Below are 23,547 nucleotides of genomic sequence, written 5' to 3'. Positions count from 1 at the left end.
TGCTTTTTTAGGTTATAGGCGGATGGGTTAATGGTTGAGAAAAGATTTCCCAATCACCCAATCACCCAATAACCAATAATGACTTTGGAGGTATCGTAGAGCTATGTGCGGTGTATCTGGAGAGATTCTCAAGGCAGTGAAAGCGGAGGCAAAGGAGGGCAAAATTTCCTGTCCCCAGGCCCGTAAGCTGGCTGAAAAGTTGAAAGTCTCTCCCCTGGAGGTGGGCCGAGTTGCAAACCATCTAGGGATCAAAATTTACGGCTGCGAGCTTGGATGCTTTTAGGTCGATGGGTGGATAGGTTGATAGGCGGATGGGTGACGAGTTTGCGAAGGATTGATGTGAAGTTTAAAAAATCAGGGATGCTAATTATTTTGATGCTAATCTTCTTCCTATTATTGGGATGTAAATCGGAGAAACGGGTTTTAATCCTGGCCACTACCACTAGCACCCATGACACCGGACTTTTAGACGAAATTCTCCCCATTTTTGAGAAGAAGTACAATGCAAGGGTCAAAACCATTGCCGTGGGAACCGGTGAAGCCATTGCCATGGGCGAGAGGGGTGAGGCCGATGTCTTATTGGTACATTCCCGTGAAGCCGAGGAGAAGTTCGTCGCCCAAGGATATGGGGTAAACCGGAGAGATGTCATGTACAACGATTTTGTCATCGTTGGACCGGCTCCCGATCCCGCTGGAATTAAAGGCATGGATGCCCCTGGTGCCCTAAGACGGATCGTTCTTGAGAAAGCTCTCTTTGTTTCTCGAGGCGATGACTCTGGAACTCACAAGAAAGAGAAAAAACTCTGGGAAAAGGCTAAAATTCGACCTCCCAGCGATTGCTATATCTCGACGGGCCAGGGCATGGCTGAAACCCTCCGAGTTGCCGACGAAAAGGGAGCTTATACCCTTGCGGACAGGGGAACCTATCTTTCGCTTAAGGAAAGCATAAACCTCACCATTCTGGTCGAAGGCGACAGGGTTCTATTCAATCCCTATGGGGTGATCGCCGTAAATCCAAAGAGATTTCCCAAGGTAAACTACAATTTAGCCACGAAGTTTATTAAATGGATAACCTCGGTTGAGACCCAAAGGATCATTGGAGATTTCGGTAAGGAAAAATATAGGCAACCCTTATTTACTCCAAACTCGCGAGAGTGGCGAGCAAAGACTAAATAGTTGAAATGGAGGCGTGAGATGGAACTAATCTGGGAAGGCATAAAAAAAGCGGTTCTACTCCTGATCACCGGAGATCGAGAGGTTATACAAATCGCTCTCCTTTCCCTAAAGATCTCAGGTGGTGCGGTTTTGATCTCCATGCTTCTGGGCATCCCGTTGGGAATGTCACTCGCCCTCACATCATTCCCAGGGAGGAGAATTTTGGTTGCCGCCATTAACACGGGCATGGGTCTTCCACCCGTGGTGGCCGGTCTCTTCGTGTGCATGTTTCTCTGGCGGAGTGGACCACTGGGATTTTTTGGAATACTCTATACCCCAACAGCTATGGTCATCGCCCAAGTACTCATCGCCGCACCAATTGTGGCTGGCCTGACGATCGCCGCCATCCAGCAGCTCGATCCGAAGTTGAGATTACAGGCTTTATCCCTGGGAGCATCTCGCGTGCAGATGCTCATGACTCTCATCAAGGAGGCTCGCCTTCCCACTTTGGCTGCGATCATGGCTGGTTTTGGCGGAGTTATCTCCGAAGTGGGAGCGGTGATGATGGTGGGAGGCAATATAAAGGGTCAAACAAGGGTCCTGACCACGGCAACGGTAATGGAGACTAGGATGGGACATTTTGATATCGCCATAGCCTTAAGTGTGATTCTTTTGGTCCTGGCCTTCATCGTAAACCTGATTCTCACAGATATCCAGCAAAAGGGAGCTGCTCCATGGATCATCCGTACCTGGAGGTAAGAAACCTAATACATGAGTATGATGGCAAGCGAGTCCTGTCCATCGAGAACTTAAAGATTTATCGGGGGGAGATTTTTGCCATCATTGGTCCCAATGGTGCCGGGAAGAGCACGCTGCTTAGGATATTGAATTTGTTGGAAAGACCATCTCACGGGGAGATCATTTTCCGGGGAATGGTTATCGAACCTTCCACTGATAAGCTGTTCTTAAGGAGAAGAATGGTCATGGTCTTCCAGGAACCCCTCCTCTTCAACGGGACCGTCTTCGAAAACGTGGCCTATGGCTTGAGGGTAAGGAAGTATCCAAAAATGAAGATCGAGGAAAGGGTCAATCGACTTTTGATGAAGTTCAACATTCACCATCTATCCGATCGCCATGCCTTGAGGCTTTCCGGGGGAGAAGCGCAGAGAGTATCCCTTGCTCGAGCTTTAGTTTTTGAGCCTCAAGTCCTCTTCCTGGATGAGCCCTTCGCCTCTCTTGATCCTCCCACTAAGGAAGCACTCCGCGAGGATTTGGAGAGGGTCATAAGGGGGATGAAATTGACCACGGTTTACGTGACCCACGATCGAACGGAGGCGCTGATGCTCGCTGACCGAATGGCGGTCATGGATAAAGGTGAGATTCTCCAGATTGGAACGCCTGAGGAAATCTTCAATTATCCTGTAAATGAAAGAGTTGCGGGCTTCGTTGGGGTTGAGACCATTCTTTCGGGAACAGTTGTTTCGCAGAGAAATGGTCTAGCTGATGTTGTGGTTACTGGGGGAAGAGTGGAAGTCCTTTGCGAGTCTTCAGTGGGTGAAAGAGTCCTTCTATGTATTCGACCGGAGGAGGTGACTCTTCAAGGGACGAGGGACGAGGGGCGAGATATGATTTCAAGTGCTAGAAACAGATTCTTGAGTGTTGTAAAAAAGGTTATACCTCAGGGAGCGATCGTCAAAGTGCGTTTGGATTGTGGATTTCCCCTGGTCTCCTTCGTGACCAAACAATCTGTAGACGAGCTAGATATCAAAGAAGGTCAAACCGTTGTAGCTAGTTTCAAGGCAACAGCGGTGCATGTGATAAGAAAATAAATTCAAAATTCCATTTTAAATTTTCTGTGGATTTAGGCCGAACATCGAACAACGGGTTTAAAAGGGGGGTAATGGAATTGATAAGTCCGGAAGAGGCAAAGTCCATTGTTTTAAATGAGGTTAAAACACTTTCCCCATGTGAATTGGATATCCTGGATAGCTTGGGTTCCGTCCTTGCCCAAGATGTGGTATCGGATATGGATATTCCACCTTTTGATAACTCAGCAATGGATGGTTTTGCCGTTAAAGCCAGTGATACCAAAGGAGCTTCAAAGGAAAATCCCGTGAGGCTCAAAATCGTCGACTATCAGCCAGCGGGAGGGGTGACCAAGATTGTTGTAACCCCTGGCGTTGCAGTGAAGGTTATGACTGGAGCACTCATACCCAAAGGTGCAGACGCGGTGATTAGAGTGGAGGATACTCAAACTTCCGGGGAGTGGGTATATATTCTACAAGAGGTCAAAGAAGGTCAAGATATTCGCCTTGCCGGAGAGGATGTAAGAAAGGGGGAAACGGTCATAAGATCGGGTACGGTGATCGGTCCTTCCCAGATTGGAATCCTGGCCTCTTTGGGTAAAAGCAAAGTAATGGTCCTGCCCCACCCAAGTGTGGCGATTTTGTGTACTGGAGATGAACTGGTGGAGATAGATGAGCCACTTCCCATGGGTAAGATAAGGGATAGCAATAGTTATTCCACGGCTGCTCAGGTGATTGCCTGCGGAGCCAGACCCGTGAGGTTGGGCATTGCTAGAGATACCGTGGAGAGCATCGGTGCCAAGCTAAGAGAAGCTCTTCATTGCGATGTGATCGTAACAACCGCCGGAGTATCCGTGGGGGAGCACGATATAGTCAAAGATGTACTCGAGGATCTTGGTGCGGAGCTCAAGTTCTGGAGGGTAGCTCAAAGACCGGGCATGCCTCTAGCTTTTTGGATGTTTAAAGGCAAACCAGTCTTTGGATTGCCCGGAAACCCGGGAGCCTCGATGATTTGCTTTGAGGAATATGTGCGTCCCGCCCTCCTTAAGATGATGGGCAGAACAAAGCTCTTCCGCCCCGAGATTGAGGCTGTTCTAACTCAGGATATCAAAAAGAAACCCGGGAGGATGCACTACGTAAGGGTTCGTGTGGAGCGCAAGAATGGTGAGTACTATGCCACCAGCGCGGGTCCTCAAGGATCCGGGATTTTGAAGACCATGTCTTTGGCAAACGGTTTAGCCTTAATTCCAAAGGATGCACCTTTAATGAAGGCGGGAGAGAGGGTGAGGGTTCATCTGATAGATATGCCGGAAGATCACTAACTCGTCGCAGGTAGCATGTCGCAGGTGGCAGGAAAGGCATGCCATGCGACCTGCAACCTGTATCTGCGGCAGAAAGTGGGGTCATATGCCTGAGCTAATCGATTCTTATAAGCGAAAAATAGATTATTTGAGGGTATCAATAACCGATAGATGTAACTTGCGGTGCGTTTACTGTATGCCCAAGGAAGGAATTAAGCCAAAACCCCACAGCGAAATCCTCACCTACGAAGAAATTGAACTTTTTGCCAAGTGTGCCGTAAAGGTGGGTATTTCTAGGATAAGACTCACCGGTGGAGAACCCCTTGTGCGCAGGGGTGTCGTAGACTTGGTGCACCGTCTCTCTCAAATTTCGGATCTCAAGGACATGTCCTTGACCACCAATGGCATCCTGCTCAAAGATTATGCTAAGGCTCTTGTCGATGCGGGGCTAAAGCGCATCAATATCAGCCTGGATTCTTTGGAACCGGAGGTCTATCGCCGTCTAACTCGGGGAGGCGATGTCAGGAAAGCATTGGAAGGGATGAATGCCGCTCTCGAAGTGGGATTGGATCCGGTAAAGATTAATGTAGTCGTTTTGCGAGGTCTAAACGAAAATCTTAAAAAATTCGCTGAACTCATCCTTGAGTATCCGGTTCATGTAAGATTCATCGAATATATGCCCTTTAACCAGGAGCTAAATTATGAGGATAGATTCGTATCCTGTGCGGAAATGATGGAAAAGCTCAAGAATTTTGGGGGATTAGAGGAGGTGTCTTCTCCCTTGGGGGCGGGCCCTGCCAGATACTATACATTTAAAGGAGCTCAGGGAACCTTGGGTTTCATCAGTCCCGTTAGCGGTCATTTTTGTTCCAAATGCAATCGCCTTCGCCTGACTGCCGATGGCAGATTGAGAACCTGTCTCTTCTCTGAGGAAGAGATAAATGTGAAGAAAGTTCTTTGTGAGGGATCTGAGCAAAGGATAATGGAGTTAATAAGAGAAGCTCTTATTAACAAGCCCAAGGATAGGATGTCGATCCGAAAGGCGAGTTTAAAGCGTAGGATGTCTCAGATTGGAGGATGAAATGAAGGAATTTACGCACATAGATGAGCATGGGAGAGCCAGGATGGTCGATGTAAGTGAAAAGGAGCCCACCGTCCGAGAGGCCATAGCCAGGGGGCGGGTTAAGATGTCCCCAAAGACTTTGAAGCTGATCAAAACCGGTGGCATAAGGAAGGGCGATGTTCTAGCTGTGGCCCAGGTGGCGGGGATCATGGCTGCCAAGAGAACGTCGGAACTCATTCCCATGTGTCATCCTCTTCAAATTACCGCCGTGGATATCGACTTTTCCATGAATGATGAGGATTCTACCGTGGAGGTCGAAGCCGTGGTCAAGACTCGCGATAGAACCGGTGTGGAGATGGAAGCTCTCGTCGCCGTTTCCGCCGCTGCACTGACCATTTACGATATGTGCAAAGCTGTTGACAGAGCGATCACCCTGACGGATATAAGGCTGGTGAAGAAAACGGGTGGTAAATCGGGCACCTTCATTAGAGAGGGAGAGGTATGAAGCGTTCAAGGTTCAAGGTTCAAGGAAATTAAACCAACGACCAACAACTAACAACGAACAACGGGTCGGGGTGGTAGTTTCGGTTAATATCAGCGCCAAAAAGAGCGTTCGCAAGAAAAGAGTTGGGCATTGCAAAATATTGGCTTCTCATGGATTGGAAGGCGATGCTCATGCCGGCGGATGGCATCGCCAAGTGAGTTTGCTCGCTGAGGAGAGCATAAAGAGGATGCAAAAGCTCGGATTCGATGTCGGTCCCGGCGATTTTGCGGAGAATATAACCACACGAGGTGTCGATCTTTTATCACTTCCCGTGGGAGCTCGCTTAAAAATTGGAGAGGGGATAACACTGGAAGTTACCCAACACGGGAAAACATGCCATACCAAATGTGCTATCTATTATCGTGTGAAGGAGTGCATCATGCCCAAGGAGGGGATATTTGCAAAGGTACTTAAAGGCGGCAAAATAAAAATCGGAGACGAAATAAGGATTTTCAAATCCGTTATACAGGTGAGCTGAAATGAACATAAAGGTTGCCATTTTAACCGTAAGTGATAAGGGTTTTCGAGGAGAACGTGAGGATTTAAGCGGAAGAGTTATTGTCGAGAAAATGACTTCTTTGGGAGCGGAAATCGTCCATCAGGAGATAGTCCCCGATGAATTTGACATCATTTCACAAAGGTTGAGGTATTTTGCGGATGAGATCGATGCAGATATCGTACTCACCACGGGTGGTACGGGACTCTCCCCCCGGGATGTAACACCTGAGGCCACAAAAGCCGTCATCGACAGGGAAGTTCCGGGGTTTGCCGAAGCCATGCGTCATGAAAGTCTGAAAGTCACTCCTCATGCCATGCTATCCAGGGCGGTCAGTGGAATAAGAAAGCAAACTTTAATCATCAATCTTCCGGGAAGTCCAAAGGCGGTCAAGGAATGCTTAGATGTCATCTTACCTGCTATTCCCCATGGCATAGAAATCATTCGGGGAAGAGGTGGGGAGTGTGCTCCCACCAATGCTCCCACCAAAATAAGTTGAATTTATTTGTCTCTTGATTGAAAATTTTGGTAGAATTAAGCTGTTATTTGCCAATCGAGGAGGAGAATATGGAGAGAAGAACCCGCATACTCATAACGGTAGTCATCGTACTCATCCTTCTGGGCTATCTGGTCTATTCCACGGTGGGAGGCTCCTTCTTGTATTATAGAACGGTTAGCGAGATAAAGATGGATGAGTCTTTGCACGGCAAACCGGTCAGGGTCATCGGTAAAGTTGTGAAGGGCTCCTTCGAGGAGAAAGAAGGTGGTTATAGGTTTAAGATATTCGATGGAAAGGAAGAAATTCTTGTTCTTTATAAAGGCATTTTACCCTCCACTTTCAAGGAGGATGCTGAGGTCATCGCCGAAGGAATTTATGAACGAGATGTCGGGATAAGGGCGAAGAATCTTCTTGCCAGGTGTCCCTCCAAGTATATCACCAAATGATGAGGGGAAAAGATGGCCATACTGGGAAAGGTTGCAATCTGGCTTTCACTTTTGGTCTCCATTTCGGCGGTTTGTATTCTTTTATATGGGATCAAAACAAGGCGTAAAAAATATGTTGAGGCTGGGCGAACTGCCGCTATTTTAACTTTCGTTTTCATAACCGTAGCTTCCCTTGTGCTTTTAGTTGCCTTAGTGAACAGGAATTTCTCCATTGCCTATGTCGCCAACCATACGAGTACACTTCTTCCCTTATCCTACACGATCGCCGCTTTCTGGGCTGGGCAAGAGGGTTCTCTGCTCCTCTGGCTGTGGCTCATATCCCTTTTCACCCTGATCTTCATAGTCTGGGGTAAAAGAAATGTTTTTGACCTCTATGCATTATCCATTTTGCTATTGGTACAGGCTTTCTTCATTCTTCTATTGGCCATTCCCGTGAGTCCCTTTACGGAGGCTCCCTTCCTCATGCATGAGGGACGAGGTTTGAATCCTCTTCTTCAGCACTTTCAGATGATCTTCCATCCCCCTACTCTTTTTGTGGGTTTTGCTGGCTTCACATTGCCCTTTGCCATGGCAATGGCGGCTCTGCTAACCAGAGAACGGGGTATCGATTGGCTTGAGGGGTGTAGGAGATGGGCCCTTTTCGCCTGGACTTTCCTAAGCGTTGGAATATTTTTGGGCGGCCTTTGGGCCTACGAGGTACTCGGTTGGGGAGGTTACTGGGCCTGGGACCCCGTTGAGAACGCATCCCTATTTCCCTGGTTTACCGGTACCGCACTGCTCCATTCCTGCGTTGCATATCGAAAGCGAAAGATCTTGAGGATGTGGACGGTTACACTTACCATCGCCACATTTTTGCTTTGCATCCTGGCCACCTTCCTTACGCGCAGTGGGATCATCTCCTCCGTGCATGCCTTTGGCGTATCCCCCGTCGGTCCTTATTTTCTGTGGTTTATGATTCTTGTCTTCCTGATATCCTTCGGGATACTGATTTACACATATAAAGATTTCAGAGGCGAAGGGGAGGTCAACCTCCTCTCTAGGGAATACGGTTTTCATCTCAATAATCTGGTCATGGTCTTCTGTGCCCTTGTGATTTTGATCGGGACTATGTTTCCCATTTTTTCATCGCTGGTCATTGGAGAGCAGATTTCCCCCGGTCCCAAATTTTACGGCAGATTGGCCATACCTCTGGGGCTCATTTACCTACTCCTGATGGGCATTTGTCCCATATTGGGGTGGCGTCAGACATCCTTTTCCAAGGTCAAGAGAGATATCTTTTACCCCATTATCCTTGGCGCGATCGTCGCCATAGCCATCTATCTGTCATGGGACAGGTCTTTGGAGGGGAGTGTCGCCTTTTTCATTTGTGCTTTCGCCGCGGTGGGAGTGGTACAAACCTTCATTCGAGAGGTCAGGGCTCGGCGAAGGCAAACGAAGAAAGGGCTTCTGGTATCCCTTTGGTATCTCGTTTCCACCAATAGGGCTAGATACGGAGGATTAATCGCCCATCTGGCCATCGTTATAATGGTAGTGGGGCTCATCGGTACCACTTTTTATAAGATAGATACTAAAACGTCGCTGGCAAAAAATGAAACCTTCGAGGTGAAAGACATAAAGTTAAGTTACGAGGAGATATCATTTGAGAGGGAAGTGGACAAGGAAACCGTGGGGGCGCGACTGACTCTTTACGAAGGCGGAAAGAGAAAAGGTGTCCTCACCCCTCGAATCGTCTACCACTATATTGAGGAAACTTCAATCGCAAGGGTTGCCATCGAAGATAATTTGCTCAGAGACATCTTTGTAGCCTTGGAGAGGATTGGTAGAGATCATTCAGTCCTTCTGCACGTAATGATAAATCCCTTGGTATCCTGGCTCTGGATTGGATGTATTCTTCTTTTTATTGGCACTGCCCTGGCCTTCTGGCCCGTCCAAAAACCTTAGTTGGACTGTTAACGAGTTTGGTTTACACATACATTTAAGGGAGTAGTGTTAACCCATCTTGTTAATAATATACCTTAATTCTAGGAGAGAGAGATGCAAGATTCTCCGCTAATAAGGGCTGAAGGTCTTTCAAAAATTTTCGGTCGGAGGAAGGTATTACAGGACATAAACTTCGAATTGGAGAAGGGCGAATTTCTGACGATCATCGGTCCAAATGGAGCGGGAAAGACGACGCTGATCAAAATTTTAGCCACCCTTGTTTTACCCTCCTCGGGTTCGGTTAAGATAGATGGTTTTGATCTCCGGAGGGATTCGATAGCCATTCGGGAAAGAATGGGTTTGATTTCGCACAATCCACTCCTTTACGGTGATTTAACCGCCTACGAAAATTTGCTTTTCTACGGTAGGATGTTTGACATTAGGGGTTTGGAGGCGAGGATTTCTCAACTTTTGGAGAAGGTCGAGTTGGGACATCGAAAGTTCGATGTCGTTCGAACATTCTCTAGAGGGATGCAACAGAGACTCTCCATCGCCAGGGTTCTGCTCCACAATCCGTCCATCCTCCTTCTCGATGAGCCCCACAGCGGTCTCGATCCTCATGCCACCGATATCCTCGATGACCTCTTGGAGGATTTGAAGAGAGAAGACCGTACTTTCATAATGGCCACCCATAATTTGGAAAAGGGTCTGGAGCATGCCACCTCAATCCTTATCTTGAGTGAAGGAAGGATGGTTTTTCAGGGGGAGAAACGTGCTCTTGACATCGCAAATTTAAGGGAAATCTACACCAGGTATGTGAGCGAATGAACTATATTCGACAGATTCTAACCATCGTCAGAAAGGATATCGCTGCAGAGATTAGAACGAAAGAGATGCTCAATTCCATGCTCGTCTTCGTCATCCTTATCATGGTCATCTTTCACTTTGCTTTTGGAGAGATTTTTGAGGGAATGGAGATCGCGGCGGGCATTTTGTGGGCGGCCTTTCTATTCGCCGCTATGCTGGGGCTTAACAGAATCTTCGTCCACGAGAAGGATGAAGGATGCCTGGATGGTTTGATGCTTTGCCCCACGGATAGAGCGGTGATTTATTTCGGTAAGGTTCTCTCCAGCCTGGTCTTTATTTTCGTCGTTCAAATGTTGGCTCTTCCCATATTCTTTGTATTCTTCATAAAAATGATTCCCTTAGCCAACCTTTGGCTGCTGATTCTAGTGATAATCTTGAGCAATGTGGGGATCACATCCGTGGGCACCTTGCTTTCGGCAATTTCCATCAATACTAAGGCAAGGGACCTCATGTTGCCCATACTCTTTTTCCCGGTGATAATTCCGATTTTAATCGCCGCCGTGAAATTAACGGGTTTAATCATGACCGCTTCAAAGTTCTCGATTGATATTCTCATCTGGCTGAGAATGCTGGCAATTTATGATATCATTTTTTTGCTTGTGGGATTCTTGACCTTTGAATACGTTTTAGAGGAGTGAACATGGAAAGAAAAGCTCAAATTCTCTCTGGAGTTACCTTCATTGCCATTCTTTTGGCCATTTATATGGTTTTCATTTATGCACCCATTGAAAGGAAGATGGGCATCCTCCAGAAGATATTTTATTTCCACGTATCCACGGCCTGGATCCCTTATCTTGCTTTCCTCGTGGTCTTCCTTTGCAGCATCGTATTCCTTTGGAGGAGGGACAGGAGGTGGGATACCATAGCTCTCTGCTCCGCTGAGGTTGGATTGGTTATAGATGCTTTAGTCCTCATCACCGGTCCAATATGGGCCAAGCCCGCTTGGGGGGTTTGGTGGACTTGGGAACCTCGTCTTACCACTTCACTCATCATGTGGTTACTTTATGCGGGATATTTGCTGCTCAGAAGATCCGTTGAGGAGGAAATGCGTCGGGCGAGATTCGCAGCCGTATATGGAATCGCCGCTTTCATCAGCGTTCCCATATCTTTCATGTCCATTAGATGGTGGCGAACAATCCATCCGTTGGTCATCAAGCCCACCAGCATTGAGCTAGAGCCCCCCATGATCACCGCATTGATCGTGTGCCTAGTCGCTTTCACCCTGTTTTATTTCTGTCTCTTGCAGGAGAGGTATCGTCTGGAGAAGATAAAGGATGAAATCGAGGACATCAAAAGTGAGCTTGGGGGTTGATGAGAAATGCGCTATTTGATCGCAGCCTATTTTGCCGTTTGGATCGTCCTTTTCCTTTACGTTTTAACCATCGAAAGAAGATTAGCCCATCTCTCCAGGGAGTTGAAACTTCTTCGGGAGGTTGCTGAGAAAAAGAAGTAGGAGGTTGGCATGGAGAGGATCAGCGTTTTTCTTTTTTGGCTCGCTCTCGCTATATATGCTCTGGCTTTTGCAATGTATGCTAACTTCTTCGCTTCTAGAAGACATATAGCCGGTAGTCTGGCTACTGGAATGACCATCGGTGGATGGGTGGTGCACACGGCATCTTTGATTTTTCGAGGATTGGCTTCGGGTCATCTTCCCGGAGCAACGGCTTATGAGTCCCTCTCCGCCGTGGCCTGGCTCGTGATCATGGCCTATCTTTTCGTGGAATATTTCTCCAAGTCCAAGGTTTTGGGGATATTCATTACCGCCATCAATTGCGTGTTTTTGGTTAAAGCCTGGAGTCATTATCAGCCGCCTGGACCTCGCCTTTCAATATTGCGAAGTTCCTTGGTGGATGTACATTTCATGCTCATTTTCATCGCTTCCGCTGCCTTCACCGTCGCCGCCGGGTGCGGACTGCTCTATCTCTTGCAGGAATGGCAGATGAAGGGGAGGAGACCGAATATTCTATTCCGGCGTCTGCCCTCTTTAGAAGTTTTGGATGATGTGGGCTATCGAGCTGTACTCGCTGGTTTTCTCTTCTTCACTCTTTGCGTGGCCACCGGGGCAATCCAGGCTCGCCAGGTGTGGGGTACAATTTGGGATCCCATCGTTGTCGCTTCCGCGGTTTCTTGGTCGATTTATGCTTTTTATCTGTTACTCAGAGCCGCGGCGGGCTGGATGGGCAAGAGAGCGGCTATATTGGCGATCATTGGATTTTTATGCGTGATGTCCATAAGGTTTGCCATAGTTCCCTACGTCAGTTACCTTCATGGGTTTAGAGGTTAGAGCGGTTAGAGCCACAGGTGCTGGCCCAAGCCCAGCAAGCGGGGTAAAATTATAAAAGGGATTTGATTTGGCGATACTTAAGGAGCGGGTTAAGTGATGCATATTATCGTGATGGGACTCTCTCACAAGACTGCTCCCGTAGAGATCAGGGAAAAATTGACATTTCCGGAATCCAAACTGGAGGAATCCCTCCAATGCTTGCTAAAATACGACCATATCAGCGAAGGGGTAATCCTTTCCACCTGCAATCGAACGGAGATCTATGCGGTCTCCGACGATCCCGATAGAGGGAAAGAGGATCTGATAAAATTCCTGAGTCAGTATCACAATTTGGATCCAAAAAAGTTCCGCAATCATCTGTACTTTCGTCACTCAATTGATGTCATTCACCACCTTTTTGAGGTGGTTACCAGCTTGGATTCCATGGTTGTGGGAGAAGCCCAAATCTTGGGTCAGGTCAAAGGGGCATACGCTCACGCTTTCGAAGCCCACGCCACCAGCGTCATTTTCAACAGGCTCTTCAGACACGCCTTTAAGGTTGGCAAAAGAGTGCGAACGGAGACCGGGATCGGAGAGAGTGCTGTTTCCGTAAGCTATGTGGCTGTAGAATTGGCTAAAAAAGTCTTTGAGGATTTGGCTGGTCGCACCGTGATGATAATAGGTGCTGGTGAGATGAGTGAGCTTACGGCGAAGCACCTCGTGGCCAATGGGGTGACATCCGTACTCGTTTCCAACCGCACCTATGAGCGAGCGGTGGAATTAGCAAACCGATTTCACGGAAAGGCGGTAAAATTCGATGAGTTTCCCGATTACATGGTGGATACGGATATAGTGATAAGTTCCACCGGAGCCCCTCATTACATCGTTAAGAAGAAAACCGTGGCCGAGGCGATGCGCAGAAGGAGATTTAAACCCATCTTTTTGATCGATATAGCCGTCCCCAGGGATATCGATCCTGAAGTCAACAAGATTTACAACGTGTTTCTCTTCGACATAGATGATCTCCAATCCGTGGCCGACGCCAATCTAGCCGAGCGAGCTAGGGAGGCCAGGAAGGCTGAGTTAATCATCGATAGGGAAGTAGAAGAATTCATGGCCTGGCTCAGTTCCCTTGAGGTTGTTCCAACCATAGCCGCTTTAAGGAAGAGGGCTGAATTGATAAGAGAGGGGGAGACGGAGAAGGCTTTGAATAAGTTGGGAGAGCTATCCGAGAGGGAGAAAAATATAATCAATGCACTCACCGGGGTGATCATCAATAAGCTTCTCCATGAACCCATCGTCCGCATCAAGGAGTGCTCTCGGCGCAAAGATGGATATCTGTATATAGAATCCCTCCGTCATCTTTTCGATCTTGAGGCAATGGAGAGGGGAAGGTCGAAGGGTGAGGGACGAGGGACGAAGGGCGAGGGACGAGGGACGAAGGGCGAGGGGCGGAAAGGATTACATGGGTAAGCGTTCAAAAATTGTTATCGGTAGCAGAGGAAGCCAACTGGCGCTCTTGCAAACAAATTTAGTTGCTCAAAATCTTAAAGACCTGGTATCTCGTGAAATTTGTATTAAAAGGATAAAGACCAGAGGAGATAAGATTCTGGATTCGCCTTTGGCAAAGATAGGGGGGAAGGGTCTTTTCGTCAAAGAGATTGAACTTGCCCTTGAGCGCGGTGAGATAGATTTAGCCGTCCACTCCATGAAGGATGTTCCCACGGATATCCCCTTGGGACTCACTATCGCAGCTGTACTTCAGCGTGATGATCCTCGAGATGTACTCATCTCACGAGACAACATACCCTTACGGGATTTACCCAGGGAGGCGGTCATCGCTACCAGCAGTCTTAGGCGTAAAGCCCAACTTCTCCATTTCAGACCTGATCTTAAGCTCGTTGACATTAGAGGTAATCTCGATACCAGACTTAAGAAACTAGAATCTGGTCAGTTCGACGCGATAATCGTGGCCGCAGCCGGTATCGATCGCATGGGTTGGTCAGAGAGGGTAACCGAGAGGATTCCCACGGAGATTTGTCTCTCCGCGGTGGGGCAAGGAGCCATTGGCATCGAGGCGAGAATCGATGATCACGAGATGATTGAGCTTGCAAGGCAGCTCAATCACCATGAAACTTGGATTTCAATTTCGGCCGAAAGGGCGCTGATGAGGAGACTGGGAGGAGGTTGTCAGGTCCCCATCGCTGCCCTAGGGAAAGTGCAGAATGGTGAATTAAGGCTCACTGCCCTTGTTGCCAGCTTGGATGGCAGCAAGTTGGTTAAAGATAACATCATTGGTGATCCCTCTCGGGCCCAAGATCTTGGGATTCTTTTGGCCGCAAGATTGCTTGAGCGAGGGGCAGATCAAATTCTGAAAGAAATCCGCCACCTGAGCGAGAAGGCAAATTAAAACGCAAAATGCAAAATGACAAAGTAAAATTCAAAAAGTTCTAAAATTTTTGGATTTTGATCTGTGATTTTGATTTTTGATCTTTGCATTTTAAATTTGTTACACAACTTGGGAAAACACAAAAGTTTTGCTGGGAAGTGAGAATGCCACATGGCGGGGAAGGTATATCTTGAGAATAAACCCCTTTCTGGAAAGAAGATTTTGGTCACCAGGTCCAGAGCTCAAGCCGGTGATTTTATCCAGGCATTAGAGGAGCTTGGAGCCGAAGTCGTAGAATTTCCGACCATTAAAATTTTGCCACCGGAGGATTTTAAAGCTTTGGACGATGCTATAGCCGACCTTCGGAGGTACAACTGGATCATCTTCACCAGCGTGAATGGAGTCTCCTTTTTTATGGAGAGATTCTATCACAAGGGGAAAGATGTGCGGGAACTTAAAGGGATAAAAATCGCCGCCATCGGTCCAGCAACTGGTCGAGAGCTAAAGAGGTGGGGTCTCACCACCGATTATATTCCCCGAGAATATTGCGCCGAATCGATTATAGAAGGGTTCAAGGGGGGAGAGGTGGAAGGGACCAGCATCCTCATTCCCCGAGCCGAAAAAGCACGGGAAATCCTCTCCCAAGGACTGAGGGAGCTGGGAGCAAGCGTGGATGTAGTAACGGCGTACCGGACGGTCATCGATGACTCCCACGTAAGTGGAGTTAAACAGATACTATCTCGAGGTGAAATTGATATTATCACTTTCACCAGCTCTTCCACGGTCAAAAATTTCGTTCGCCTTCTTGAAGGCATCGACCTTAAAAGTATGCTTCAAAAGGTGATGGTGGCTTGCATTGGACCGATCACCGCGAGTACCACCCAGGACCTTGGTCTAAAGGTCGATGTAATAGCCGAAGAGTACACCATTGAAGGATTGATAAAAGCGATACTTAAAAAAATTCACTCGTAACTCGTAACTCGCATCCCGATTTTGCTTGCGGTTTGACTGCGAGCAGGATATTAGTGGATCTCTCTTATCTCACGGGTAGGAGAGGTTTTACTATTTGTAAAGTATGCTAAAAAATTTAAAGTTCAAAGAGACATTTCTCGATAAAAATAGAGCAGAAACTGTACAAATAGTGAGGAGCATCAAATGTATTACGACAATGAAATTGGTCTTCGCTTGAGGAATGTTCGAGAGAGCAAAAGATTAAGCCGCAAAGATGTGGAGAAATTAACCAGCGGCGAGTTCAAAGAATCGATCCTAGCAATGTACGAAAGTGGCAGGAGAAGGATTTGTGCTTCGCGTTTAAAAAGAATCGCGGATTTTTACGGTGTGCCAGTCTCCTTCTTGCTTGGCGAGACTTTCACACCCCAGCCTTCCCAAAGTTACGATATTGAAGCCATGCTCATGTCCGATCCCAAATATTCAGAGGAGGAAAGAGAGCTCCTCCTTCACGTAATCGACATAATAAAGGCGAAGAGACGAGCGGAGGGGAAGGAATAGATGGAAAGGTGATCACCATTGATTATCTATGCCCATTGGTATTTGAGGCAGCGAGCGGAAGATTTGGTGAAGAAATTTAGTTTTAGGAATCCACCCGTGGACCTATACAACATCGCACGCTCTCTGGGCATAGAAATAATAGAGTTATCCCTTCCTACCTGGTTCTTCGGAGCTCTTCTGAACATTAAAGGCGATTATTACATCGTTCTCAATAAATTAATGCCCCAAAGCCGTAAAAATTTCACCATCGCTCACGAGATTGCCCATCATCAACTTCACGGTGGGGAAGTCTGTTCAATGAAGAATAGCAAGAGAGATTATTTTCACCGTGAAGCCGATATTTTCGCCGCTGAGCTTTGTATGCCCTCATTCATGGTCATAAGGGAGGCTCATAACTGGGGTAACGATTATAAATTTTTGGCTCATCTCTTCGGGGTGAGCGAAATTGCTATGCTCAGGAAGTTGCAGGAATTAAGGCTCATTCCCGCTGAGGACTATGCCTGGTCCTGCGTCAAAAAGTAACCTTTAATTCTTTTTACCATAGTGTTTTGCCGTCAATTGATGGGCGATCTCGTTCAGTCTAGCGTAGTAGCTTGCCCACTCAAGAGGTATATTTTGCCTAGATTCCCCTCTGTAATTTTTAATGTACTTGCCGGTTATTGGCTCGGTGGATTGATACTTTTTGGCTTTATTTGCCCCCGAAGATTCCATTGCTTGCCCCTTTGCCTCGGGAGCCACGATTTCAAGCAGTCCATTTGAGATCATTCTGACCAGAATCCTGCAGAGTGAAAGGGATGTCAAATGAGATTTATCCTTTAAAATCTTTGACACTCCTCTTCTTATCCAGTAGGTACAGGATTTTCCACTCTTCGGGCTTTATGATGATGTCCTCTTTCGATTTAACGGGAGCTTCAGACATTTGTACCATTGTGTCAAGGGAGGGAAGCACCTCTTTTATCTTTTGCCACTCTTCTTGGCGCTTGGTGGCTTCGGCTATGATATCCTCGACGCTCATATATATCCCGATATCTTCCTCCTCGGGGACATTGTTAGTCTCGAAATAATAGGAGCCTTCTTTCCAATCGAAGATTTCAAAGAGGGCATCTTCTATTTGTTCTTTTATGAATTGATCGAGCAAGTCTTTCTTCATTCCCATGGAGATCAAAATTTCCCCTAGGCGCTTCTCGGGTTGCTCTTGTTGACATAAAAGGGCTTCCTTCAACTCGTCCTGGGACATTAGCCCTGCATCTATCAAAAGCTTTCCCTCCGCGGTTAGCACCCGTATCTGCCTGGCTACCCTATCCCTTTCTCTCATGGTATTGGCCAAAATCTCCAAGACTTCGGCCAGATTTCCCCCAACTTCTCGCTGGATTTTAACGGCCATGATGGTCCAGTCAAAATTGATGCTTTGAACCCTTTCGGCCATGTTATTTAGGCTTCCTCCAAGGGGAGACCCAACCTCGCCTCGGTTAGCACCCGTTTAAACTCCGTGGACAGGGGAGGCTTCGTTTCCTGCACAACCATGTCCACGGCCTGCAGGAAGCTATAGCCCGCTTTAAGCGCCCCGGCTATCAGCGACAAGGTATCCGGGAGTTGTTCGTGGAATAATCCCTCCCTCTTGGTTTTCAAGTACTGGATTATGAGGATGGGGGCGATTGCCGCAATGGATACCATGAGGGACATAACGATTACACTCTTGCTTAAGGTGTATCCAGACTTCCCAAAATGAGGACGGTCAAAAAGTGGAAGAACATGAACTCCGACGCCCGAAGGGGAAGCCCCGCCTGATCGAGCAAGAGTTGTAAGTCCTTGAGCGAACCTCTTTTGGCGGTCAGGGGAGCGATTATCCTTGGAATTCTGCTTAAGATGAATTTGGTTTGCTCTTTTTTCTGTTCCTCCTTCCCACGAGACCTTTGCCATGCTTCCTCAAAGGGTTTCAATTGCTGCTCCAATAGGGAAGTCTGTGGGAAGAATATCCCAAGCAGGGAAAGGAAAGCCAGGAAGAATGCCATGAATGATATGAGTAATAATGTGGTTAATCCCTGCAAGGTACCCAAAGGCATCTTCAAAACCTCCTACTTTCGACTAAAGAGTTCAAATTGGAAGACGTCCACGGGTAGGGTGATCCCAAGATTCTGCAACTTTTGCATGAATTTCGGTCTGATTCCCGTGGATTTTATGGTTCCCTTAAATCTACCATTCTCATCGACGCCCATGGAAAAATCAAACAGGAATAAATCCTCTAGGGTGATTATGTCTCCCTCCATCCCCTGAACCTCGGTGATATGGGTGATCCTTCTAGTTCCATCCCGCAGTCGCGCCTGGTGGATGATCAAATCGATGGCGGAGGAGATTTGCTCCCTTACGGCTCGCACTGGCAGATCCATTACGGACATCAAGACCATGGTCTCCAGACGGGATAAAACATCCCTGGGCGAGTTGGCGTGAACCGTGGACAATGAACCATCGTGACCGGTATTCATGGCTTGCAGCATATCCAGGGCCTCTCCTCCCCTCACCTCGCCGACCACGATTCTATCCGGTCTCATTCTCAAGGCATTTCTCACCAAATCCCTTATGGTTACTTCCCCCTTTTCCTTCGATATTTTGGGGACGGGATTCCAATCGAATGACATGTTCTTGGTGAAGTTGGAGCTCTGCCGCATCCTCTATGGTAATAATCCGCTCATCCGGAGGGATGAAGGAAGAGAGGACATTCAGAGTCGTGGTCTTCCCCGATCCTGTTCCTCCGGAGACCACTTAACGCAGGCTTCCAAGAACAGAGCGATTCTCCTGGTCATAGTACCAAAGTTTATGAGATCATTGACGGTTTGCACTCTCATCGATCCTTCTTCCCACCTGTGCCACGATCTTATCGATTATCCGTCTTAAGTGAGCCTCATCGATGATATAGATGGTATCCGGACCGTTGACCATGATCTCGGTGACCTCTGGGTCGTCCAGGAATTCTTCCAAGGGACCATAGCCCAAGACATCGTGGGTAATGCTCTCAACGAGCTGAATCTTTTCTTCAGGGGTGAGAGTCGTTTTTTCCTGAGAGATTAACTCCTGCAGCTTTTGCTGGACTCTCGTCTGAAGGTCCCTTAAGTCTACCAAATCCGCCAATTCGGGTTGGAGTGGAGCGAGAAGTGCTCTAACTCCGGAATCGTGGGAGGCAAGAAAGCCGCTCAATACCTCGATATCCAGATTCTCACCCATGCAAGCGGCGTCGTAGATTGTGTGTTCCGGATTGAGTTTAAGCATCACTCCAATGTCACCAAATTGAAGATCGAGATCGAGTAGAACTACGCTGGTTCCATGATCCCTGGCGAGTGAGACCGCGAGATTTGTAGCGATGACCGTTTTGCCCACGCCACCCTTGGTGCTAAAGATAGTGAGAATCTTGCCCTTATTCCCAGTGGAAGCAATTGTTTCTCTGAGGATTTCATAAGCCCGCTGGATGGTGGAGATTAGCTCATCGGTTCGAGTTGGAAAGGTGAGAAAATCGATCCCCTGCATGTGGGCAGATGCGGCTTTCTTTTGGTTGTATGGTTTAGAGCCGTTGACCGAGAGAATGACGGTTGTGTTGGTTTTCTCTCTTATATCTTTAGCCAGATCAGCGATGGGTTTTCCTTTCCATCCTGGACCGATCAACAGCACACAGGGAGCGTGCTCCTTCACGAGAGCCTCGATTTGATTGAGTTTGGTGGCAAAGGCTCGTACGGAAATATCTTTATTACCCTTCAAGGCCCATCGAATTTCCCTATCGAAATCTTTATCCGGGTCGGCCAGGATTAAGGCAATCATTAAGAACATCCTCTCTACCTAAAGATAGATTCCATCGTCTGCCCCGGTGTTTCCACAGGCTGAGCATCATTGGTCCGTCCCAGCTAGTGGGCATTAGTGCTATCCAAACATGACCTTTTTCCTCGGCGAAGACCAGTTTTTCGGCATTGGCGGGGGGAACTGCAAGGGTGATTGTTTTCTTCCCCAGACTTGAGGCATTGCCTATCTCCGGTTTTTTAGAAGTTCTCTGAATCTCCGCTGAGGTCGCGAGGACCTCTACATTCTGCAAAAGGATGCGGGTCACATCGGAACCTCCTGGTCCGGGTGTGAAAGTGGCTATGACGGTTACGCGATCACCTGGATTTATTTTGTCCGAGACGCCGACCACTTCGCCCACGGGAATGGATATGGCCACCATGTTATGGGGAATCCTCAAGGATAATTCCGCCGTAAAGGAATCCTTGAATTTGCCTTCCGTGAGTTGTTCCCCCTCCCTCCTTTGCCATTAGTCAACCAACCAAACGACGCAAATTCCGAAGTCGTAAGGCGGTTTTTCTTCACCACCCGCACCGGTCGTCACCGTACCGTTGGTGAAATAACCGGTGATGGTCTTGGGATTTCCTTTGAAATCGAAATCGGTGACCACGAATTCAGCGAATCCCACGATGTGGTACTCACCCGGGCTTCCACCGCCTTTGGTATGGTCATAAAGGGGTAAGACGACGCTTGGATCGTATTCTTTTCTCCAGCCCAAGGCATCCTTTAGGGCGGCCCTAACTCCCTCACCATTGGCGACGAATCCGATGGATACCTCCTCCGGGTAACCATGGCGAATCCAATCATCGAAATCGGGAGTTCCACCGCTCCCGGCATCGAAATCGCAGAGCCAGAAGTATCCCTTTTGAGCCGATCCGGCGGTGGAAGCTGTCTTGGTTTCACTTGAGGCACTGATGGTAAGGTAAGCGGTATTATTCATCACCGCGGAGGAGCTACTAGTTGTCGCCATAAAACTGACGGTTCTTTGCTCGCCGGGGGGAACATCCCGGAATATCCAAGCGATGGTATTTGTGCCTTTGTGATAGCAGCAACGGCATTTACAACGATCACAGCATCCACATTCACAGTCGCAGCCCCCGCATTGGGAACATGTGCAACTGCTGCAGCAGGAACAACCACATCCGCTAACAAACACTGCCTTTTACATAAGTAGCGCCCTTTGGAATGGGATCCTCGATGGTGATATCCACCAATTTATGGGTGGTGTTGATGTAAGAAATGGTGTATTTTATGGTATTTTTGTCCATAGTGGCGGTTTTGGAGAATGATTCCACCGGTCTGTCCTCTCCCAATTCAAATTGAACTTCATTTTCCGGTCCGATGTGGGTGGTCACCGATTGCATGGGAACGATGATTGGAACCAGGTTGCTGACACTGGAGGCAACATCATAGGCGGCTGTCGCCGTGGCTTTAACGAGGGCATTTTTAACCCCAAAAACCTTTGCCAACAAGAGGTCTCTAGAGGTGGTACAGATCACCCTGACCCGATTGGCTTCAGGATAATCGATGGTTATTTGCTCCGGAAATACATTGGTGTTTTCAATGATGTACCTTTCCGCTGAAACCTCGGCTTGTTCTGCATCTTTTCCCTCCGCCAAGTCAATGGCTGCTGCTAGAGCTGCCGCATCGACGGCCGTTTGAAGCTGCCTCCGCTCTTGATATAAGAGCCCCAGGTCCACAACGAGGGCAGCAACCGTGATGAGCGCAGCTAAGGTAGAGGCCACCAATATGGTTACTGCTCCTTTTTCATTCAAATTGAATATGTGCTTCATCCTTTAACTTCCACCTTCCACTTCCCTAGAGCTCAATGCGCATTTGTGCCTTACTCATCAGGGGAATCGTCTCCTATCCCCACAAGGGTATATCCAGTGGGAAATCGTACCTGACCACGACTTCCACTGGTTCACCGTGTCTGTTTCCGTTGGGGTAGTTGATGGTTATGGATGTGGGATTCACGAGATACGCCCTTTCCCTTACCACTTCTTCGCTATATTTTCCAACGGCGGCGAGTCTCGCTCCCTCCCTCGCCGCGTGGGTGATCGCAAGGTAGTTATTGTAAGCTATTCCAAATTCCAGAATGCTGAAAAGAATGAGTATGAGAATTGGAAGTATCAATGCAAATTCAACGGAACTTGTACCCTTTTCTTCTAGAATTTTCCATCTTATCATTTGGCTCACTTCCTTTTCAAACATTTTGGGGAGTGAGACTCCGCCCAGGTGAGGTGGGCGGAGTCTCAAGTTTTGGGTCGAATTTTTCTTTGCATTATACGCCGGATAGTGCTGCAACGACTCTATCAAACACCGCCACAAGTTGATTTCTCAGAAGGGCTACGGTGGCGATGATTACGACGGCAATTAAGGCGACCATTATTCCATACTCTACTGCGGTAGCGCCACGATCTTTTCTGAGGAGTGTGAACAGTCGGATTAGCATTGCTCTTGAACCTACTTTCTGTATTCACCATTAGTGAATTATCTTCACTATTTGTATAGATTATCAGTAAAAAGGGGTAAAAACTTTAGTTTCCTTGAATTACAGAATGGTTTTGCCAAAGGGTCCGATAAAACATATAATTTTATATGAGAGTTTGATAGGCTTACAACATCTGGTAAAATAGCGTCACGAGTGTCCTCACCCGTACAGGTAGGAAGGCGCGAAGGTGCCAGGGGGATGTAGCTCAGGGGGAGAGCGCTTCCTTCGCACGGAAGAGGTCGCGGGTTCGAATCCCGCCATCTCCACAAGTTGAATAAGAGTTATTTCCCAAAGGTGAGTCCAGAATTGTGCTGAAACAATTTGGCCAGGTGAAAACGCAGTTATTCATAAAGGAGCCAGAAAATTTGATTTGCCACATGTTGAGGAGGTAAGTTTACGGGTTATGAGTTATCTAGACACATATCCAGAGATATTGGTAGTGGACGCAGATCGTATTCAAAAATATGGATGCGACCCACAGTTATGGACTATTGCTGCAAAGAAATATTTTGAAGCGCTCCGAAGTGAGCATTTCGTCTAATGGATAACGAACTTTAGTTCGGATAATACTCTTGAAATACCCTCCCAAAAGCCAAACACCCTTTATGAATTTGCTGATTCCTCCTAAACTTGAATTTGAGATTCAATTGCTTGATGTATTTTTCCAGCTCTTGTAAAATGTGGTTCAAATCGTTCAATCATTTAACCACCGAAGCATTGAAGAGGGAATTGTCGGGCTGTGAGCTTAAACAAGAGGAGGTGGAATTTTAATGATGCAACAACCGCTGTACATCCAAATCCTGCAGTGGGCAAATTGGATTATCTCCATTCTTTATCCCGTGGTCTTAGTCTGTGTTTTATTTTTAGCCTGGAAAGATTTCAGAAGACTCGTCGATCATTTTGCTCCCAGACCCTTAGCGGAGGAGAAATCCCAAGCAAAAGAGGAAGCGAAGGGCGGGGAGGAATTTGAGTAG

At 47.6% G+C, this 23,547-nt stretch carries 31 protein-coding genes, 1 tRNA gene and 3 pseudogenes; 23 read left to right on the top strand and 12 right to left on the bottom strand.

Annotated features, from left to right (window positions below; all coding sequences use genetic code 11):
• The first annotated feature begins 103 nt into the window (after positions 1-103).
• The 21 genes from QMD66_00290 to QMD66_00190 all read left to right on the top strand — a co-directional run bounded on the left by QMD66_00290 (position 104) and on the right by QMD66_00190 (position 16,779).
• Positions 104-283: a hypothetical protein gene (locus tag QMD66_00290; GenBank protein ID MDI6821310.1), complete on the top strand. Its 180-nt coding sequence runs from the start codon at positions 104-106 to the stop codon at positions 281-283.
• Entirely contained in the window at positions 274-1,176 is a 903-nt protein-coding gene (locus tag QMD66_00285; protein MDI6821309.1) for a substrate-binding domain-containing protein, read from the top strand. The genes QMD66_00290 and QMD66_00285 overlap by 10 nt, the downstream gene beginning before the upstream one ends.
• 18 nt (positions 1,177-1,194) lie before the next feature.
• Positions 1,195-1,914, top strand: a complete 720-nt coding sequence (locus tag QMD66_00280) for an ABC transporter permease (protein ID MDI6821308.1) — start codon at positions 1,195-1,197, stop codon at positions 1,912-1,914.
• A complete protein-coding gene (locus QMD66_00275) occupies positions 1,890-2,984 on the top strand; it encodes an ABC transporter ATP-binding protein (protein MDI6821307.1) in 1,095 nt (364 codons plus the stop codon). Before QMD66_00280 ends, QMD66_00275 begins: the two co-directional genes overlap by 25 nt.
• A 71-nt stretch (positions 2,985-3,055) precedes the next feature.
• The gene (locus QMD66_00270; protein ID MDI6821306.1) at positions 3,056-4,282 is read left to right on the top strand and encodes a molybdopterin molybdotransferase MoeA; all 1,227 of its coding nucleotides are present in this window, start codon (positions 3,056-3,058) and stop codon (positions 4,280-4,282) included.
• A gap of 43 nt (positions 4,283-4,325) precedes the next feature.
• On the top strand, positions 4,326-5,342 hold the full coding sequence (gene moaA, locus QMD66_00265; GenBank protein MDI6821305.1) for a GTP 3',8-cyclase MoaA: 1,017 nt from the start codon (positions 4,326-4,328) through the stop codon (positions 5,340-5,342).
• Between the two features lies 1 nt (position 5,343).
• The gene (moaC, locus tag QMD66_00260) at positions 5,344-5,829 is read left to right on the top strand and encodes a cyclic pyranopterin monophosphate synthase MoaC (protein MDI6821304.1); all 486 of its coding nucleotides are present in this window, start codon (positions 5,344-5,346) and stop codon (positions 5,827-5,829) included.
• Between the two features lie 70 nt (positions 5,830-5,899).
• A complete protein-coding gene (locus QMD66_00255; protein MDI6821303.1) occupies positions 5,900-6,346 on the top strand; it encodes an MOSC domain-containing protein in 447 nt (148 codons plus the stop codon).
• Position 6,347: 1 nt separating this feature from the next.
• Entirely contained in the window at positions 6,348-6,863 is a 516-nt protein-coding gene (gene mog, locus QMD66_00250) for a molybdopterin adenylyltransferase (protein ID MDI6821302.1), read from the top strand.
• Positions 6,864-6,931: 68 nt separating this feature from the next.
• Entirely contained in the window at positions 6,932-7,309 is a 378-nt protein-coding gene (locus tag QMD66_00245; GenBank protein MDI6821301.1) for a cytochrome c maturation protein CcmE, read from the top strand.
• 12 nt (positions 7,310-7,321) lie between these two features.
• Positions 7,322-9,250 carry a cytochrome c-type biogenesis CcmF C-terminal domain-containing protein gene (locus QMD66_00240; protein ID MDI6821300.1) on the top strand — a complete coding sequence of 643 codons (1,929 nt, stop codon included), beginning with the start codon at positions 7,322-7,324 and terminating at the stop codon, positions 9,248-9,250.
• Positions 9,251-9,343: 93 nt separating this feature from the next.
• Positions 9,344-10,057 (top strand): heme ABC exporter ATP-binding protein CcmA, encoded by a 714-nt coding sequence (ccmA, locus tag QMD66_00235; GenBank protein ID MDI6821299.1) that lies wholly within the window; start codon positions 9,344-9,346, stop codon positions 10,055-10,057.
• Positions 10,054-10,734 (top strand): heme exporter protein CcmB, encoded by a 681-nt coding sequence (locus QMD66_00230; protein MDI6821298.1) that lies wholly within the window; start codon positions 10,054-10,056, stop codon positions 10,732-10,734. Before ccmA ends, QMD66_00230 begins: the two co-directional genes overlap by 4 nt.
• A gap of 2 nt (positions 10,735-10,736) precedes the next feature.
• On the top strand, positions 10,737-11,408 hold the full coding sequence (locus QMD66_00225) for a cytochrome c biogenesis protein (GenBank protein MDI6821297.1): 672 nt from the start codon (positions 10,737-10,739) through the stop codon (positions 11,406-11,408).
• Between the two features lie 6 nt (positions 11,409-11,414).
• Positions 11,415-11,549 (top strand): CcmD family protein, encoded by a 135-nt coding sequence (locus QMD66_00220; protein ID MDI6821296.1) that lies wholly within the window; start codon positions 11,415-11,417, stop codon positions 11,547-11,549.
• Positions 11,550-11,558: 9 nt separating this feature from the next.
• Positions 11,559-12,380 carry a cytochrome c biogenesis protein CcsA gene (ccsA, locus tag QMD66_00215; protein MDI6821295.1) on the top strand — a complete coding sequence of 274 codons (822 nt, stop codon included), beginning with the start codon at positions 11,559-11,561 and terminating at the stop codon, positions 12,378-12,380.
• A gap of 96 nt (positions 12,381-12,476) precedes the next feature.
• Positions 12,477-13,832: a glutamyl-tRNA reductase gene (gene hemA / locus QMD66_00210; protein MDI6821294.1), complete on the top strand. Its 1,356-nt coding sequence runs from the start codon at positions 12,477-12,479 to the stop codon at positions 13,830-13,832.
• Positions 13,825-14,769: a hydroxymethylbilane synthase gene (gene hemC / locus QMD66_00205; protein MDI6821293.1), complete on the top strand. Its 945-nt coding sequence runs from the start codon at positions 13,825-13,827 to the stop codon at positions 14,767-14,769. The genes hemA and hemC overlap by 8 nt, the downstream gene beginning before the upstream one ends.
• A gap of 150 nt (positions 14,770-14,919) precedes the next feature.
• A complete protein-coding gene (locus tag QMD66_00200) occupies positions 14,920-15,720 on the top strand; it encodes a uroporphyrinogen-III synthase (GenBank protein MDI6821292.1) in 801 nt (266 codons plus the stop codon).
• A 183-nt stretch (positions 15,721-15,903) separates the two neighbouring features.
• Positions 15,904-16,257: a helix-turn-helix transcriptional regulator gene (locus tag QMD66_00195; protein ID MDI6821291.1), complete on the top strand. Its 354-nt coding sequence runs from the start codon at positions 15,904-15,906 to the stop codon at positions 16,255-16,257.
• A gap of 18 nt (positions 16,258-16,275) precedes the next feature.
• Positions 16,276-16,779 (top strand): ImmA/IrrE family metallo-endopeptidase, encoded by a 504-nt coding sequence (locus tag QMD66_00190; protein MDI6821290.1) that lies wholly within the window; start codon positions 16,276-16,278, stop codon positions 16,777-16,779.
• Positions 16,780-16,782: 3 nt separating this feature from the next.
• On the opposite strand, the gene QMD66_00185 is transcribed toward QMD66_00190, so the two are convergent.
• The 12 genes and pseudogenes from QMD66_00185 to QMD66_00130 all read right to left on the bottom strand — a co-directional run bounded on the left by QMD66_00185 (position 16,783) and on the right by QMD66_00130 (position 22,534).
• A complete protein-coding gene (locus QMD66_00185) occupies positions 16,783-17,088 on the bottom strand; it encodes a hypothetical protein (GenBank protein ID MDI6821289.1) in 306 nt (101 codons plus the stop codon).
• Complete coding sequence (locus tag QMD66_00180) at positions 17,066-17,683, bottom strand: DUF4388 domain-containing protein (GenBank protein ID MDI6821288.1); 618 nt, start codon at positions 17,681-17,683, stop codon at positions 17,066-17,068. The genes QMD66_00185 and QMD66_00180 overlap by 23 nt, the downstream gene beginning before the upstream one ends.
• Positions 17,684-17,688: 5 nt before the next feature.
• Positions 17,689-17,940: a type II secretion system F family protein gene (locus tag QMD66_00175; GenBank protein MDI6821287.1), complete on the bottom strand. Its 252-nt coding sequence runs from the start codon at positions 17,938-17,940 to the stop codon at positions 17,689-17,691.
• Between the two features lie 17 nt (positions 17,941-17,957).
• Positions 17,958-18,320: a hypothetical protein gene (locus QMD66_00170; protein ID MDI6821286.1), complete on the bottom strand. Its 363-nt coding sequence runs from the start codon at positions 18,318-18,320 to the stop codon at positions 17,958-17,960.
• 12 nt (positions 18,321-18,332) lie between these two features.
• Positions 18,333-19,383, bottom strand: a pseudogene (locus QMD66_00165) (ATPase, T2SS/T4P/T4SS family).
• A 108-nt stretch (positions 19,384-19,491) separates the two neighbouring features.
• Positions 19,492-19,776 (bottom strand): annotated as a pseudogene (locus QMD66_00160) (P-loop NTPase).
• Between the two features lie 256 nt (positions 19,777-20,032).
• A pseudogene (cpaB, locus tag QMD66_00155) lies at positions 20,033-20,524 on the bottom strand (Flp pilus assembly protein CpaB).
• A 24-nt stretch (positions 20,525-20,548) separates the two neighbouring features.
• Positions 20,549-21,049, bottom strand: a complete 501-nt coding sequence (locus QMD66_00150; protein MDI6821285.1) for a hypothetical protein — start codon at positions 21,047-21,049, stop codon at positions 20,549-20,551.
• On the bottom strand, positions 21,019-21,231 hold the full coding sequence (locus QMD66_00145) for a hypothetical protein (GenBank protein ID MDI6821284.1): 213 nt from the start codon (positions 21,229-21,231) through the stop codon (positions 21,019-21,021). Before QMD66_00145 ends, QMD66_00150 begins: the two co-directional genes overlap by 31 nt.
• Complete coding sequence (locus QMD66_00140) at positions 21,225-21,872, bottom strand: Tad domain-containing protein (protein MDI6821283.1); 648 nt, start codon at positions 21,870-21,872, stop codon at positions 21,225-21,227. The genes QMD66_00145 and QMD66_00140 overlap by 7 nt, the downstream gene beginning before the upstream one ends.
• Before the next feature lie 73 nt (positions 21,873-21,945).
• Positions 21,946-22,269: a TadE/TadG family type IV pilus assembly protein gene (locus QMD66_00135; GenBank protein ID MDI6821282.1), complete on the bottom strand. Its 324-nt coding sequence runs from the start codon at positions 22,267-22,269 to the stop codon at positions 21,946-21,948.
• Positions 22,270-22,363: 94 nt separating this feature from the next.
• Positions 22,364-22,534, bottom strand: coding sequence for a Flp family type IVb pilin (locus tag QMD66_00130; GenBank protein MDI6821281.1), 171 nt, complete (start codon positions 22,532-22,534; stop codon positions 22,364-22,366).
• Between the two features lie 233 nt (positions 22,535-22,767).
• Between QMD66_00130 and QMD66_00125 the strand changes: the two genes are divergently transcribed.
• Together QMD66_00125 and QMD66_00120 are read left to right on the top strand one after the other, a co-directional pair.
• A tRNA-Ala gene (locus QMD66_00125) sits at positions 22,768-22,839 on the top strand.
• A gap of 504 nt (positions 22,840-23,343) precedes the next feature.
• Positions 23,344-23,547 carry a hypothetical protein gene (locus QMD66_00120; protein ID MDI6821280.1) on the top strand — a complete coding sequence of 68 codons (204 nt, stop codon included), beginning with the start codon at positions 23,344-23,346 and terminating at the stop codon, positions 23,545-23,547.

The organism is Actinomycetota bacterium, from assembly GCA_030018275.1.
In the GTDB taxonomy this organism is placed as follows: domain Bacteria; phylum Actinomycetota; class Aquicultoria; order Subteraquimicrobiales; family Subteraquimicrobiaceae; genus Subteraquimicrobium.
This window is presented reverse-complemented; position numbering and strand designations above follow the sequence as displayed.